This is a genomic window from Sulfuriferula sp., from assembly GCF_054605375.1.
The window spans coordinates 47,124-60,353 of sequence record NZ_JBTSEG010000020.1; the positions used below are offsets into that span (position 1 = coordinate 47,124).

The 13,230-nt window shown below is 58.5% G+C and carries 17 protein-coding genes and 1 pseudogene; 5 read left to right on the forward strand and 13 right to left on the reverse strand.

What is annotated here, in order from left to right; genetic code table 11:
• Window positions 1–25: 25 nt before the first annotated feature.
• The 6 genes from bioD to ACYCZJ_RS11820 all read right to left on the reverse strand — a co-directional run bounded on the left by bioD (window position 26) and on the right by ACYCZJ_RS11820 (window position 4,976).
• A complete protein-coding gene (bioD, locus tag ACYCZJ_RS11795) occupies window positions 26–706 on the reverse strand; it encodes a dethiobiotin synthase (protein WP_461554422.1) in 681 nt (226 codons plus the stop codon).
• A complete protein-coding gene (bioC, locus tag ACYCZJ_RS11800) occupies window positions 703–1,602 on the reverse strand; it encodes a malonyl-ACP O-methyltransferase BioC (RefSeq protein ID WP_461554423.1) in 900 nt (299 codons plus the stop codon). Before bioC ends, bioD begins: the two co-directional genes overlap by 4 nt.
• The gene (gene bioH / locus ACYCZJ_RS11805) at window positions 1,595–2,368 is read right to left on the reverse strand and encodes a pimeloyl-ACP methyl ester esterase BioH (RefSeq protein ID WP_461554424.1); all 774 of its coding nucleotides are present in this window, start codon (window positions 2,366–2,368) and stop codon (window positions 1,595–1,597) included. The genes bioC and bioH overlap by 8 nt, the downstream gene beginning before the upstream one ends.
• On the reverse strand, window positions 2,355–3,536 hold the full coding sequence (gene bioF, locus ACYCZJ_RS11810) for an 8-amino-7-oxononanoate synthase (protein ID WP_461554425.1): 1,182 nt from the start codon (window positions 3,534–3,536) through the stop codon (window positions 2,355–2,357). Before bioF ends, bioH begins: the two co-directional genes overlap by 14 nt.
• Before the next feature lie 74 nt (window positions 3,537–3,610).
• The gene (bioB, locus tag ACYCZJ_RS11815; RefSeq protein ID WP_461554426.1) at window positions 3,611–4,597 is read right to left on the reverse strand and encodes a biotin synthase BioB; all 987 of its coding nucleotides are present in this window, start codon (window positions 4,595–4,597) and stop codon (window positions 3,611–3,613) included.
• Complete coding sequence (locus ACYCZJ_RS11820) at window positions 4,590–4,976, reverse strand: hypothetical protein (protein ID WP_461554427.1); 387 nt, start codon at window positions 4,974–4,976, stop codon at window positions 4,590–4,592. The genes bioB and ACYCZJ_RS11820 overlap by 8 nt, the downstream gene beginning before the upstream one ends.
• Before the next feature lie 106 nt (window positions 4,977–5,082).
• On the opposite strand from ACYCZJ_RS11820, the pseudogene ACYCZJ_RS11825 reads away from it, so the two are divergent.
• Window positions 5,083–5,220: pseudogene (locus ACYCZJ_RS11825) on the forward strand (double zinc ribbon domain-containing protein); the annotation flags it as partial.
• Between the two features lie 123 nt (window positions 5,221–5,343).
• Window positions 5,344–5,745 carry a ComF family protein gene (locus ACYCZJ_RS11830; RefSeq protein WP_461554440.1) on the forward strand — a complete coding sequence of 134 codons (402 nt, stop codon included), beginning with the start codon at window positions 5,344–5,346 and terminating at the stop codon, window positions 5,743–5,745.
• 30 nt (window positions 5,746–5,775) lie between these two features.
• Here ACYCZJ_RS11830 and ACYCZJ_RS11835 read toward each other — a convergent pair whose 3' ends face one another.
• Together ACYCZJ_RS11835 and ACYCZJ_RS11840 are read right to left on the reverse strand one after the other, a co-directional pair.
• Window positions 5,776–6,855 (reverse strand): alkene reductase, encoded by a 1,080-nt coding sequence (locus ACYCZJ_RS11835; protein WP_461554441.1) that lies wholly within the window; start codon window positions 6,853–6,855, stop codon window positions 5,776–5,778.
• 97 nt (window positions 6,856–6,952) lie between these two features.
• Entirely contained in the window at window positions 6,953–7,549 is a 597-nt protein-coding gene (locus ACYCZJ_RS11840; protein ID WP_461554428.1) for a TetR/AcrR family transcriptional regulator, read from the reverse strand.
• Window positions 7,550–7,719: 170 nt separating this feature from the next.
• Between ACYCZJ_RS11840 and ACYCZJ_RS11845 the strand changes: the two genes are divergently transcribed.
• Window positions 7,720–8,136, forward strand: coding sequence for an MbcA/ParS/Xre antitoxin family protein (locus ACYCZJ_RS11845; protein WP_461554429.1), 417 nt, complete (start codon window positions 7,720–7,722; stop codon window positions 8,134–8,136).
• A complete protein-coding gene (locus tag ACYCZJ_RS11850) occupies window positions 8,133–8,813 on the forward strand; it encodes an RES family NAD+ phosphorylase (RefSeq protein WP_461554430.1) in 681 nt (226 codons plus the stop codon). Before ACYCZJ_RS11845 ends, ACYCZJ_RS11850 begins: the two co-directional genes overlap by 4 nt.
• Window positions 8,814–8,849: 36 nt before the next feature.
• Here ACYCZJ_RS11850 and ACYCZJ_RS11855 read toward each other — a convergent pair whose 3' ends face one another.
• The 5 genes from ACYCZJ_RS11855 to ACYCZJ_RS11875 form a co-directional block, all read right to left on the reverse strand.
• On the reverse strand, window positions 8,850–9,986 hold the full coding sequence (locus tag ACYCZJ_RS11855) for a deoxyguanosinetriphosphate triphosphohydrolase (RefSeq protein ID WP_461554431.1): 1,137 nt from the start codon (window positions 9,984–9,986) through the stop codon (window positions 8,850–8,852).
• Window positions 9,970–11,058, reverse strand: coding sequence for a 3-dehydroquinate synthase (gene aroB, locus ACYCZJ_RS11860; RefSeq protein WP_461554432.1), 1,089 nt, complete (start codon window positions 11,056–11,058; stop codon window positions 9,970–9,972). Before aroB ends, ACYCZJ_RS11855 begins: the two co-directional genes overlap by 17 nt.
• Before the next feature lie 116 nt (window positions 11,059–11,174).
• Window positions 11,175–11,612, reverse strand: coding sequence for a putative toxin-antitoxin system toxin component, PIN family (locus ACYCZJ_RS11865; RefSeq protein ID WP_461554433.1), 438 nt, complete (start codon window positions 11,610–11,612; stop codon window positions 11,175–11,177).
• Entirely contained in the window at window positions 11,560–11,856 is a 297-nt protein-coding gene (locus tag ACYCZJ_RS11870; RefSeq protein ID WP_461554434.1) for a type II toxin-antitoxin system Phd/YefM family antitoxin, read from the reverse strand. The genes ACYCZJ_RS11865 and ACYCZJ_RS11870 overlap by 53 nt, the downstream gene beginning before the upstream one ends.
• Window positions 11,857–11,949: 93 nt before the next feature.
• Window positions 11,950–12,198, reverse strand: a complete 249-nt coding sequence (locus ACYCZJ_RS11875; protein WP_461554435.1) for a hypothetical protein — start codon at window positions 12,196–12,198, stop codon at window positions 11,950–11,952.
• Between ACYCZJ_RS11875 and ACYCZJ_RS11880 the strand changes: the two genes are divergently transcribed.
• Window positions 12,190–13,008, forward strand: a complete 819-nt coding sequence (locus ACYCZJ_RS11880; protein WP_461554436.1) for an ABC transporter permease — start codon at window positions 12,190–12,192, stop codon at window positions 13,006–13,008. The two genes, ACYCZJ_RS11875 and ACYCZJ_RS11880, sit on opposite strands and share 9 nt — an antisense overlap.
• Window positions 13,009–13,230: the final 222 nt, after the last annotated feature.

Genomic DNA, 13,230 nt, shown 5'->3' on the forward strand with positions numbered 1-13,230 from the left:
TAAATAACACTATTCGAATTTGCTGTTAGATCAATTTTTCGAACGTGAGATGGGTGGAAAGCGCTGAAAAATCCATACTGGCCAGCCACGGCACTACGCCCAGCAAAGGCATATTGAGGCGCTGCTGTAGCGTCGCCAGACTGGCGTCAAATTGCGCCATGGCGGGATCAATCCGGTTGGCCACCCAACCCGCCAGTGGCAGCCCGGTCTGACGGATGGCTTCGGCGCTAAGCAACGCATGGTTGATGCAACCCAGGCGCATTCCAACCACCAGAATCACCGGTAAGGACAGCTTGCGCGCGAGATCGGCCATATCCTGATGATCATTCAACGGCACGCGAAAACCGCCTGCGCCTTCCACTATCACGACATCAGCCTGCGCGTGCAACGCATCACAAGTCCGCGCGATCACATCCAGCTGGATTGTCATCCCGGCCTGCGCAGCCGCGATGTGCGGCGCGATGGCAGCCTCGAAATGGTAGGGATTCACCAGCGCTTGCGCTGCATCCGCATTGCCTGCGGCGCGCAGTTGCTCTACATCATCCCAATACGCCACCCCATCACGCCACTCGCATCCCGCCGCCACCGGTTTCATTCCGGTCGCGCGCAATCCGCGCTGGGCAAAAAAGCGGAGCAAGGCAGCCGTTATCAGCGTCTTGCCCACACCGGTGTCGGTGCCGGTGACGAAGTAGCCCCGCGCCGTCATGGCAGACCTTTCTCCGTGCGGCGCCGCTGGATGTTCATCTGGATGATTTGCTGGCCATCGGCGCTACGGGTTTTCTGGTTCACCCAGGCGTGGCCATAGATCACTTCGTAAGTTGACGGCAGGCGGCCTTCATGACGAAATTTTTCATATGCCGTTTCCAGCGCCTGCCAGCGCGCGCGCCCCATCAGTCCGGGATTGCGCCCCGCCGTGACGTTGTGCGCGCCGATTGCCTTGAGCTCCCGCATCAGCGTTTTCAGATCGTCATAAGTCAGCGTGATGTATTCCATGTCCATCACCGGCGTACTGAACCCCGCATGTACCAGCACATCGCCGATGTCGTGCATATCCACGAAACGGTTGACGTGGCTGTAGCCATCCACCGTGTTGAACGCCTGGCGCAATTCCTTGAGCGTATCCGGACCAAAAGTGGAAAACATCAGCAAACCATTGGGCGCCAGTACCCGGTGCAATTCCGCAAAGCTCACGTTGAGATCGTTGCACCATTGCAGCGCGAGATTGGACCACACCATATCCACGCTGGAAGTTTTCAGTGGCAGCCGGTCAATGTCCGCGCACACTGCGCTAAACGGGGCAGCACGGCTGATGCGCTGCCACAGGCTGGGTTTGGGCCGGGCGATCTGCAACATGGATTCAGCCAGATCCAGTGCTACCAGATGCGCCTCAGGATACCGGCTGCGCAAAGCCGTCGCGCCGTAACCCGTACCAGCACCCGCATCCAGCAAAATGCCCGGCGTGTGCTTCACATAATCGAGCCGTTCCAGCATGCGGTCGCCTATTTCGCGCTGCAACACCGCATGGGCGTCATAGCTCACTGCAGCGCGGCCGAAGGCGCTACGCACGCGCCGCTTGTCAAGATCGTAAATTGTGTCAGTCATGCAAAAAATCCGTCAGGGCCGTTACAAACTCGGCGCTATGCGAGAGAAAAGGGGCGTGTGAAGCACTGGCAATGCGACACAAGTGACCGCCTGGCAAGTGCTGCGCCAGCCATTCGCCAGCGGCAACCGGAGCCAGCGCATCGTGCGTACCGTGTATCACCAATGCACGCTGAGCGATGTCTGGCACCGCCGCACGCAGATCGCTATTGAGTAAAATATCCAGCCCCGCCTCAAGTACAGATTGATCCGGCCGCCCACGAACAAACAGCAACTCGCGCAGGTGGGCCAGCACAGCGCGCGCCGACTCGTCTCCTCTGGCCTGCAATGCAAGGAAACGCTTCAGCGTACCTTCATAATCGGCAACCAGACTTTCCGCGAAAAGCTGCAATACTTCGCGTTGAATACCATGCGGCCAGCCGGCGCGCGTCACAAAGCATGGAGTGGTACCCACGGTAATCAGTCCGCTCACGCGCGCCGGATATAAATGCGCCAAGGTCAGTGCCACCTGACCGCCCAGCGACCAGCCACACACATTGAAATGCGGCGGCAATGTATCGATTAAACGCGCTGCCAAGATTTCCAGCGTGTAAGGAGTAAGCGCCGCACTGCCGCCATAGCCGGGCAAATCCACAACATGCAATTGATAATGCCGGGCCAATTCATCGACTACTCCTGCCCAGACACCCCCGTGCATGCCCCAACCGTGCAGCAGCACCAACGGTGCGCCTTGACCGTGCATCTCGATATGCAATTCAGCCCCGTGCATGAATATTGTTCAGCGCATCCACCAACTGCGCTACATCGGATTCTGTGTGCGCGGCACTCAGCGAGATGCGCAGACGCGCGCTGTTGGCAGGGACGGTGGGCGGACGAATCGCCGGTACCAGAATGCCGCATTCAAGCAAGCGCTGACTGGCTGCCAAGGCGGCTTCATTACCACCGATCAGCAACGGCTGGATGGGTGTAAAAGAATCCATGAGTTGCCAATTTTGGGTACGCAAACCGCTACGCAGTTGCATGATTAATTTTTGCAGATGCATGCGTCGTTCGTCGCCTGCTTCGATCAGATCAATACTGGCAAGCAAGCTCGCAGACAACAGCGGTGGTGTGGCAGTGGTGTAGATGTAGGTTCGCGCCTTTTGCAGCAGGTATTCAATCACCTCCTCCTCACCCGCCGCCGCCGCTCCAAACACGCCCGCGGCTTTGCCCAGCGTGGTCATATAAACGATGCGCGGCGAAGCCAGCTTGAAGTGCGACAACACACCGCGCCCACCCTCGCCCAGCACACCAAAACCGTGCGCATCATCCACCAGCAGCCAGGCGTCGTAACGTTCGCACAGCGCCTGCAGATCGGGCAGCGGTGCCAGATCGCCGTCCATACTGAAGACGGCATCCACCAGCACCAGCTTTTGCGTCGCCCGGCTGGCCGCCAGCTGGCGTTCCAGCACAAGCAGATCGTTGTGCGGGTAGCGCGTGAATTTTGCACGCGATAACAGCGCGGCATCGTTGAGCGAGGCATGGTTGAGACGGTCGGCAAATACCTCGCCGTCGCGCCCGATCAGCGCCGTCACCACGCCGATATTGGCCATGTAACCGGTGGAAAATAGCAACGCGGCAGGCAAGCCGACGAATTCGGCAATGCGCGTTTCCAATGCATGATGGAGCGCATGGTGGCCGGTGATGAGATGCGAAGCACCAGCACCCACACCCATGCTGAGTACAGCCTGGCTGGCCGCCGCACTCAGCGCAGGGTGGTTGGCCAGCCCGAGATAATCATTGCTGCAAAAGGACAGCAAGTCGCGGCCGTCAACACGCACATGCGCGCCTTGCGGCGATTCGAGCAAACGCCGGTTACGCCGCAGACCTTGCGCCTCTAGGTGCGCCAGTTCGGTACGAATGCGCTCCAGCGCATTGAAGGAGGGAGGCGTTGTCATCGCTTGATCCATGAAACCACCAGGGTGGCAGGCGTCAGAACATCCAGCCGCATGCGGCCTTCAACCTGCCTGTATCAATGCGCTTCGCCCTGCGGCCGTATGCCCAGCTTGGCCAGCAGATCACGGTCGCGCGTCACATCCGGGTTGCCGGTAGTCAGCAGTTTTTCGCCATAAAAAATCGAGTTGGCGCCCGCCAGAAAACACAGCGCCTGTATGGCTTCGGACATCTCCTGCCGCCCGGCGGATAGCCGCACATAACTTTTCGACAAGGCGATGCGCGCCACCGCGATGGTGCGCACGAATTCGAGCGGGTCGAGCGCCTCGGTGTCCTGCAACGGTGTGCCTTCCACCTGCACCAGCATGTTGATCGGCACCGATTCCGGCTGCGGGTCGAGGTTGGCGAGCTGTGCAATCAGCCCGGCGCGCTGGGTGCGTGATTCACCCATGCCGACAATGCCGCCGCAGCATACATGCAGGTCGGCACCGCGCACGCGATCCAGCGTGTCGAGCCGGTCCTGATAGGCGCGCGTGGTGATGACCTCGCCGTAAAATTCCGGCGCGGTATCGAGATTGTGGTTGTAGTAATCCAGCCCGGCGTCTTTGAGCTGCTCGGCCTGACCGTCTTTCAGCATGCCCAGCGTGGCGCAGGTTTCCAGCCCGAGCGCCTTGACCTCGCGCACCATGTCCAGCACCGGATCCAGGTCGCGCTGTTTGGGCCCGCGCCAGGCGGCGCCCATGCAAAAGCGCGTCGCACCGGCGGCCTTGGCAGCGCGCGCTGCGTCCAGCACGGCATCCATTTCCAGCAAGCCCTGATTTTCCACACCGGTATCGTAGCGCGCGGCCTGCGGACAATAGCCGCAGTCCTCGGAACAGCCACCGGTCTTGATGGACAGCAAAGTCGACAACTGCACGGTATTGGGATCGAAATGCTCGCGATGCACGCTTTGCGCGCGAAACATCAAATCGCTGAATGGCAGCCCGAACAAGGCCTCCACATCGGCCACGCGCCATTTTTCATTTGCGGCAGCGCTCAAGGCTGCGGGTTGGGTCATATCATTCATTGGTGTCTACCTCTATTATCATATCCTGCCATGGTTCATGGCCTGCCTTGTAAATACTCCATAGCCCCCACGGCACCACCACGATGACCAGGATCGCCCATACTGCCACCAGGCCATGCCAGTTGCCGAACAGGACATATATCGGCTGACCGAACACCATCATCGTCCCGGCTGCGCCATAGAATCGATAGCCGGAAAAACGGTTGTATTCAGCCGTGCGCGGGTTCGGATGATGGGCGATCGAGGCATAGACAAAAATCGAGGCCGCAATCCAGATCATCAGCAAAGGCGGAAACAGCGTGGCAATCACGCTGGCGATACTGAATAGCTGTGCGGCAAATCGGGATTGCTCAGCGGTAATAAGCTTTTTGACTTTCATGCACGTGTTGGCGCGTTAGAATGATGAATTGTCTTTTATTCCGGCTCGATAGTCAATTTCAGCCAAAGCCATATTGAACATCTGCACAAACTTTATACAACGTTTATTGCCTCAGGATTGCCTGTTATGTGGGACATTCTCTGGCCACAGCAAGCTTTGCTTAAAATGTGCGAACGACCTGCCCTGGCATCCGCGATCCTGTTGCCCGGTTTGCGCACTTCCTGCTCTGGATGCCCAGATATGCGGACACTGCCTTCAACGTGCGCCCCACTTTGCCGGTACCTGCGCCGCCTTTACCTATGCTTTTCCGCTGGATCGCCTGGTTCAGTCGCTCAAATACAGCCACAATTTCGCCATCGTCTCGGTGTTGGCAGACGCGCTGGCGGCGCGCGCCACGAGCCTGCCCTTACCCGATGCACTCATCCCCATGCCGCTACACCCCAACCGGCTCAGACAGCGCGGCTTTAATCAGGCTTACGAAATCGCCCGGCATATTGCCGGCAACTTGCATCTGCCAGTATGGCCACACGCCGCTACACGCATCCTTGACACACCACCGCAGGCCAGTCTGCCGCTCAAGGAGCGGCGCAAAAACCTGCGCGGCGCATTTGCCTGCGACAGCCGCATTCGCGGCAAGCGCCTCGCGATAGTGGATGACGTGATGACCAGCGGCAGCACACTGGATGCGCTGGCGGAGACATTGCTCAAGGGCGGTGCAGCGGAAGTGCAATGCTGGGTTGTTGCGCGGGCATTGCAGCATGGTTTCTGACGTCACTGCCCGGCTATCACTCAGCCCTGCTTAATGATCCAGAAAAGGATAGTCGGTGTAGCCGTGCTCATCACCACCATAAAGCGTCGCGGGGTCCAGCTCATTGAGTGGCGCATTGCGGCGCAGGCGCTCGACCAGATCCGGGTTGGAAATGAACGGCCGGCCGAAGGCGATGAGATCAACCGCATTGTCAGCCCTTGCAGCGAGCGCCATCTCGCGTGTGTAGCAATTATTGGCCATATAGGTATTCGGGAAACGCTTGCGCAGGGCGTTGAAATCGAAATCGCGGCCGGTTTCGCGCGGGCCGCCGGTATTGCCCTCGATCATGTGCAGAAAACCCAGTTTCCGAGCTGCTAGCTGGTCAACGACATAGCCATACAGAGCAACAGGATCACTGTCGTCGATGTCATTGAACGTGCTCAGCGGCGACAGGCGCACCCCTACACGATCGGCATCCCAAACCGAGAGCACGGCATCGGTGACTTCGAGCAACAGGCGGGCGCGGTTTTCGATGCTGCCACCGTAAATATCGGTACGCTGATTGGTTTTGTCGCGCATGAACTGGTCGAGCAGGTAACCATTCGCGCCATGAATCTCCACGCCGTCGAAACCTGCATCGCGGGCATTCTGGGCCGCGTTGCGGTAATCGGCAACGATGCCGGCAATCTCGGCTGTTTCCAACGCTCTTGGCGTGACCAGATCCTTCTTGCCCTTGTCGGTATACACCGTGCCGACCGGCTTGATCGCCGAAGGCGCAACAGGCAGTCCGCCGTCAGGCTGAAAATCGGGGTGCGAAATGCGTCCGACATGCCAGAGCTGAAGGAATATTTTTCCGCCCGCGCCATGCACCGCATTCGTCACCTTGCGCCATCCAGCGATCTGTTCCGGGCTATAGATGCCGGGCGTCTGGATATAGCCTTTGCCCTGCTGGGAAATTTGTGTCGCCTCGCTGATAATCAATCCGGCGCTGGCACGCTGCGTGTAATACGTTACCGCAAGCGGGCCGGGCACATCGCCAGCCAGTGCGCGGCTGCGGGTAAGCGGTGCCATGACAATACGGTTGGCCAGCGTCAGCGAGCCCAGATTGTAAGGTTGAAACAGGTCAGTCATGGTCGATACATCGGGATTGCCTGGGTGCTGGGTAGTCATTACTGGCTCCTGTAGTTACGGACTGAACAGTCCAAAATGATTAAAAAAACCGTATTACTTAATGCGAAGGCCCTAGCAGGCATTCCAATTGCACATCAATAATGGCCGCCAGTCTGTGCGGCTCCACACCACCCTTGGCCAGCACCTGGATACCGGCAATCAAATTAAGCAGCATATCGGCGCTGTGCGCCGGCTCAAAACCGAACGGTATCGAGCCATCAGCGTTTCCACGCTGGATAGTTTCTGCCAAAAATGCGGCAAGCATGTCGAGGTGATGGCGCACCGCGTCTTCGATTTCGCGATCATGCGGCGCCAGTTCCACAGCAATATTCACGATCAGACAACCGCAACGCTGGCTGGGGCGGCATGCTGCCGGATCGATACTGTGCCTGACCCATGCGGCGAGTAGCGGAGCAACCGGTACATCGGCACTGAAATGGCGCCGGGTCTCGGCCATCTCGCGTGCGCTGTACCGGCTCAATGCCGCCAGTAGCGCCTCGCGCTTGCTCCCAAAACATTCGTAAAAGCTGCTTTTGCTCAACCCCATGGTCGCCATCAAATCCGTCATCGACGTTGCCTCATAGCCCTTGAGCCAGAACGCATTGAGCGCTTGGTCAAGGGCATGGTCGATATCGAATTCGCGGCAGCGAGGCATGAATTCATTCCTTCCTGAAACGGATTGAAATTGTATCGGACTGATCGGTCCAAATCAAGTCTGCCTTGCAGGATGGCTGAATAATATAATCCATAATAATACTCAATATTGTAATTGATACATACATGGACTATATTAAATCACCAAGCAGAATCGCAAAGGGAATCACCATGACCAATGCCGCCCCCTCAATCCAGACTGCCAGCCAGGTAACCAGCCGCGCCATGTCTGCCGCCGGCTTGCGCGCCTTTTTCAATATCGCCCACGACTGGAAATTGAATACCGAAGCGCAGATGACACTGCTGGGCAAGCCCGGACGCTCCACGTTTTTTAAATGGAAATCCAGCCCGCAGACTGCCGATCTCAAACACGACACCCTGGAGCGTCTTTCCTACATCCTGGGTGCATACAAGGCATTGCAGGTGCTTTTGCCTGACCAGCGCGCAGCGGATGACTGGGTGAAAAAGCCCAATACTGCCCCCCTGTTCGGCGGCAAGAGTGCACTGGAGCGCATGCTGGGCGGCAATGTCGGTGACCTGCTGGCAGTGCGGCAATACCTGGATGCCAGGCGCGGAGGCTGGGCTTGATCTATCCCCGTGTCCACCTCGCCTGGAGCCCAACGTGGCGCGTCATCCCAACCCGTTTCCCGGCTATCAACCTGTTTGACCGCGTGGCCTCGCCGCAGGATTTCGAGGCGCTATATGCGCTGGAGGCGATGACCAATGATCGCATCCGCAACGAAGTCGGGCTGATCAGCCTGATGCCGCCCACCGAGCGGCTCTTCGGCAATGGCAGCGGGCCGATCATGGCGGCGTTCACGCACCTGAATCCGCACGGCAGCCGCTTTAGCGACGGCAGCTACGGCGTGTTTTACTGCGCCAGGGACAAGGCAACTGCCATCGCTGAAACCCGCTATCATGCCGGCCTGTTCCTGGACGCCACCCATGAAGCATCCATGCGTCTGCAAATGCGCCTGTATAGCGTGCAAGCGAAAGGTGAGGTGGTTGATCTCAGGGAAGCGTCCACCACTGACACCCGCATCATCGACCCCGTTGATTACAGCTATCCCCAGGGCATCGGGCGACAACTACGCGCTGCAGAGGTACAAGGTATCCTCTATCCTTCCGTGCGCAAACCGGACGGTGAATGTCTGGCCGCCCTGCGGACCGGCATCCTTCGCGATTGCCTGCATTCGGCGTATCTGGAATACAACTGGAATGGCCGGGAGATTGACGCGGTATTCGAGATTGAGCAAATTGCCTAGAGCGTTAGGCCCCAGCTCAACACCCAAACACCCGCCTCACAAACTCACTTCCTCAATCGTAAACAGCCGCCGATACTCGCGCATGGCGTAGCGGTCGGTCATGCCGGCGATATAGTCTGCGATGGCACGCGGCGCGTCGCTATGGGCTTTTTCCTGGTGCTCGGTGGGCAACAAACCCGGGTCGGACAGGAACACCCCAAACAGGTCGGTAACCACACGCACAGCCTTGGTGCTCATGCGCGCGACGCGATAGTGGCGGTACAGGTGTTTGCGTAAAAACTGTTTGAGCTCGCGATTTTCGTCCGCAATAGCGGGACTGAAACTGACGAGCATGGGCGCGACGCGCACTTCGTCCAGGCTTTGCACTCCCGCCGCATCGATGGCGGCCTGGCTATGTTCCACCAGGTCGAGCACCAGGGTGTTGATCATGCGCCGTACGGTTTCGTTGATCAGGCGGCGGCCGTTGAGTTGCGGGTATTTGGCCTGGGCCGCTTGCAGATGGCGCGCGAACAGGCTGACCTGCTCCAGTTGCTCGATCGTGATCAGGCCCGAGCGCAAACCGTCATCGACATCGTGATTGTTGTAGGCGATTTCATCGGCGAGGTTGGCAACCTGCGCCTCCAGGCTGGGCTGCTGTTTCATGATGAAGCGCTCACCGACGTCGCCCAGCATGCGCGCATGATGCAGCGAGCAATGCTTGAGGATGCCTTCGCGCGTCTCGAAGCACAAATTGAGGCCGTCGAATTCGGCGTAGCGCTCTTCCAGCTTGTCCACCACGCGCAGGCTTTGCAGGTTGTGCTCAAAACCGCCGTATTCCTTCATGCAGGCATTGAGCGCATCCTGCCCGGCGTGGCCGAACGGCGTATGGCCGAGGTCGTGCGCCAGCGACACCGCCTCCACCAGGTCTTCATTCAGCGTCATGATGCGCGCGATGGTGCGGCCGATCTGCGCGACTTCCAGACTGTGTGTAAGACGCGTGCGGAACAGGTCGCCCTCGTGGTTCACGAACACCTGGGTCTTGTATTCCAGGCGGCGGAAGGCGCTGGAATGAATAATCCGGTCGCGGTCGCGCTGGAATTCGCTGCGCGGCGCGGCCGACGGTTCAGGGTGACGCCGCCCGCGCGAATCAGCGCTGCGGGCGGCGTAGGGGGCAAGTTCAGGCCGGCTGGACATAGTGGGTAAGCGCCGCCTCCAGGTCGGCTTGCGGCACCTCGGCGGTGACAAACGCCGCCCCGATGCCGCGCAACAACACAAAGCGGATGCGCCCGCCTTCAACCTTTTTATCCAGCCCCATGTGCTGCATGTAGGCTTCCACGCCCAGATCGGGCGCGCTGTCGGGCAGGCCGGCACGGCGGTACAGGCTGCGCACGCGCTCGACTTCGGCTGCGCTCATCAGCCCCATGCGCCGCGACACGTCCGCTGCCAGCACGGTGCCGCCGGCCACCGCCTCGCCATGCAGCCAGTTGCCGTAGCCCATGCCGGATTCGATGGCGTGGCCGAAGGTGTGGCCGAGATTCAGCAACGCGCGCAGGCCGGATTCGCGCTCGTCCTTGGCCACCACTTCGGCCTTCACCTCGCACGAGCGGCGCACCGCGTAGGCAATCGCCTCCGCATCCAGTGCGCGCAGTTTTTCGACGTTGGCTTCGAGCCAGTCGAAAAACGCCGCATCGTGGATCAGGCCGTACTTGATCACCTCCGCCAGCCCGGCAGACAGCTCGCGCGGCGGCAGGGTTTTCAGCGTGTCGGTATCGGCCAGCACCAGTTGCGGCTGGTAGAACGCGCCGACCATGTTCTTGCCCAGCGGATGGTTGATGCCGGTCTTGCCGCCCACCGACGAATCCACCTGCGCCAGCAACGTGGTGGGAATCTGGATGAACGGCACGCCGCGCAGATAGCTCGCCGCCGCAAAACCGGTAAGGTCGCCGATCACGCCGCCGCCCAAGGCGATCAACGTGGTCTTGCGCTCGCAGCGATGGGTCAGCAGCGCGTCGAAAATCGTATTCAGCGTTTCCCAGGTTTTGTATTGCTCGCCATCCGGCAGCACGATGGGCACGACTTCCACGCCGTTCAGCGCCAGGCCGTCGGTGAGGGTTTGCAGATACAACGGCGCCACCGTGGTATTGGTGACGATGGCGACGCGCTTTTGCGCCAGATGCGGCAGGATCAGGCCAGGCTGGTGCAACAGCCTGGCGCCGATGTGGATGGGGTAGCTGCGCTCGCCCAAGTCTACGGTAAGGGTTTGCATGTTTATCGTTTCGTCAGAAATAAAATGCTCAAACTGAACGTCCATTGTATCCGATACCGGCTTTCTGTCAGGGACAAGGATACTGGCGGATCGAGTTTCATCGCCATGACCCAAATTCATCCGGCGCTGATGCGAGCCAAACATTCTGCCGGGCTGAGTATCAGCACGCCACATTCAGCCGGGAAATGCCGTCCGTTTCCGGTAACAATGGGGCAAGCCGCTGTCTTGGCAGTCGCAATGAAGGGTGCGTCACCCGGATCGGGCAGGTTTGCCGGAATTTGTGCATTGGGCACAATGTGGAGTGCCAGCGCGGACAAGTCATCCAGCAGACGGTCTACCAACTCGCTTGGGAAACCAAAGCGGGCACGGCGCAAAACTTCTGTGTATTCGGCCAGAATGGCCGGGCTGACTACGGGGATCAATACAAACGCGCGGATTTCCTCAATGACCCGTGCCGGCGTGCCGCGTGGATTGATAACTGCGGAGACCACCACATTGGTGTCAATGACCGCCTGCATTACGTGCTTGTCGTGTAGCCATAATTTCAGCGTCAATCTCGTCCTGAGTCATTTTATCCAACCCTTGCCGCACCGCGTTTTCCTGCAGCTTGCGCACCGTCGCCGCGAAGCGTTCCCCACGAATAGCGCGCAGGGTTGCTTCCAGCCCCTCCGGACTGGTGTTGACGAGCACAGCAAAGGGCTTGCCGTTGCGCGTAATGACAACATCCTCGCCAGCTTCGACTTTAGCCCAGACCTTGGCCGATTCAGCCCGGAGTTCACGGGCGCTCACAAAATCCATGATCATCTCCTGTACGCTTTTGTGTACCATATTATAGACACACAATCAGATCTCTGGAAGCCTATGGAAGTGCGGCTAACGCCAATAGCATGGTTATAGTTCGCCATAGGTGTCAAATATCAAACCTGGCTTACCGCAATATTTACCATTGTTTATCCTGTGAGCGCCTATCACCGGGGCATTTGCAGCCAGATATTGAATATTGCCAGCAGGCATCGGGTTTGCTTTACACATACGATTGCCAACATAATGAATAAATGACAATAATTCACCGTCATAATCATTGATTACAATAAATCGCGACAAAGTCGCCATTAACTTCAGAGCCAAACCATGATTCAAGCATCAAAAAGCCTGTACGGTTATCGTGAACTGCTCATCGCGCTGGCATGGAAAAACATCACCGTGCGTTACAAGCAAGCATATCTGGGCATTGCCTGGGCCATCGTCAAGCCACTTACGCTGATGTTGATCTTCACCCTGGTCAAGAGCTTCGTCGGCATCGACAGCGGCACCATTCCCTACCCCATCCTGACCTTCGCCGCGCTGATGCCGTGGACCTTTTTTCAGGAATCCGCATCGGAAGGCGTGACCAGCGTCGTGGGCAACGCCAACCTGATCAAGAAAATCTATTTCCCGCGCGAGATATTCCCGCTCACCGCCGTCGTCACCAAACTGGTGGAACTGGGTATCAACTTTTTCATTCTGGCCGGGCTGATGGTCTGGTACCACATGATCCCCAGCATCTACATGCTCTGGGTGCCGCTCATCATTCTCTACACCCTGCTGGCCGCCCTGACTGTCGCCTTTGTCGGCGCCGCCATCAATGTCTATTACCGCGATGTCGGCACCGCGCTGCCGGTGCTGCTTTCCCTGCTCATGTACGCTTCGCCGGTCATCTATCCTCTGCATCTGGTCAAAGACAAATTACTGGTGCACCAGGCAGCAGGCGAATGGTCCAACACGCTCTATACCCTGTACACCCTGAACCCGCTGGCCGGCATCATCGACGCGTTTCAGAGCGTAGTATTGAGAAACGAAGCGCCCGACTTAGCGGCCATGATTCCCGGCATGATCCTGATCGCGATTCTGCTCCCCTTGAGCTACGCCTTCTTCAAACGGGCGGAATCGTATTTCGCCGACGTGATTTGAGGGCAACGAGTAGGGGACAGGGAATAGCTGATAGTGGATAGGGATTACGAACTTTTGACTACCATGACTAATATCGACGCTCAGGCCAAAGATCCGCGGGAGCAGGAAATCCGGGCGATGCTTGTCGCCACCATGCGCGCCAATACAAATCGCCTGGGCGGCCATCAGGTCGTCCTGTTTGGCTCTCGTGCACAGGGCAACGCCAAATCACGTTCCGATTTT

Coding starts and splice junctions, on each gene's coding strand:
- bioH (WP_461554424.1), bottom strand. CDS start 2,368: ATGCACGGGGCTGAATTGCATATCGAGATGCACGGTCAAGGCGCACCG.
- bioB (WP_461554426.1), bottom strand. CDS start 4,597: ATGAATGATATGACCCAACCCGCAGCCTTGAGCGCTGCCGCAAATGAA.
- bioC (WP_461554423.1), bottom strand. CDS start 1,602: ATGACTGACACAATTTACGATCTTGACAAGCGGCGCGTGCGTAGCGCC.
- ACYCZJ_RS11855 (WP_461554431.1), bottom strand. CDS start 9,986: ATGTCCAGCCGGCCTGAACTTGCCCCCTACGCCGCCCGCAGCGCTGAT.
- ACYCZJ_RS11870 (WP_461554434.1), bottom strand. CDS start 11,856: ATGGATTTTGTGAGCGCCCGTGAACTCCGGGCTGAATCGGCCAAGGTC.
- ACYCZJ_RS11835 (WP_461554441.1), bottom strand. CDS start 6,855: ATGACTGACCTGTTTCAACCTTACAATCTGGGCTCGCTGACGCTGGCC.
- bioF (WP_461554425.1), bottom strand. CDS start 3,536: ATGACAACGCCTCCCTCCTTCAATGCGCTGGAGCGCATTCGTACCGAA.
- bioD (WP_461554422.1), bottom strand. CDS start 706: ATGACGGCGCGGGGCTACTTCGTCACCGGCACCGACACCGGTGTGGGC.
- ACYCZJ_RS11820 (WP_461554427.1), bottom strand. CDS start 4,976: ATGAAAGTCAAAAAGCTTATTACCGCTGAGCAATCCCGATTTGCCGCA.
- ACYCZJ_RS11840 (WP_461554428.1), bottom strand. CDS start 7,549: ATGCCTCGCTGCCGCGAATTCGATATCGACCATGCCCTTGACCAAGCG.
- ACYCZJ_RS11880 (WP_461554436.1), top strand. CDS start 12,190: ATGATTCAAGCATCAAAAAGCCTGTACGGTTATCGTGAACTGCTCATC.
- aroB (WP_461554432.1), bottom strand. CDS start 11,058: ATGCAAACCCTTACCGTAGACTTGGGCGAGCGCAGCTACCCCATCCAC.
- ACYCZJ_RS11845 (WP_461554429.1), top strand. CDS start 7,720: ATGACCAATGCCGCCCCCTCAATCCAGACTGCCAGCCAGGTAACCAGC.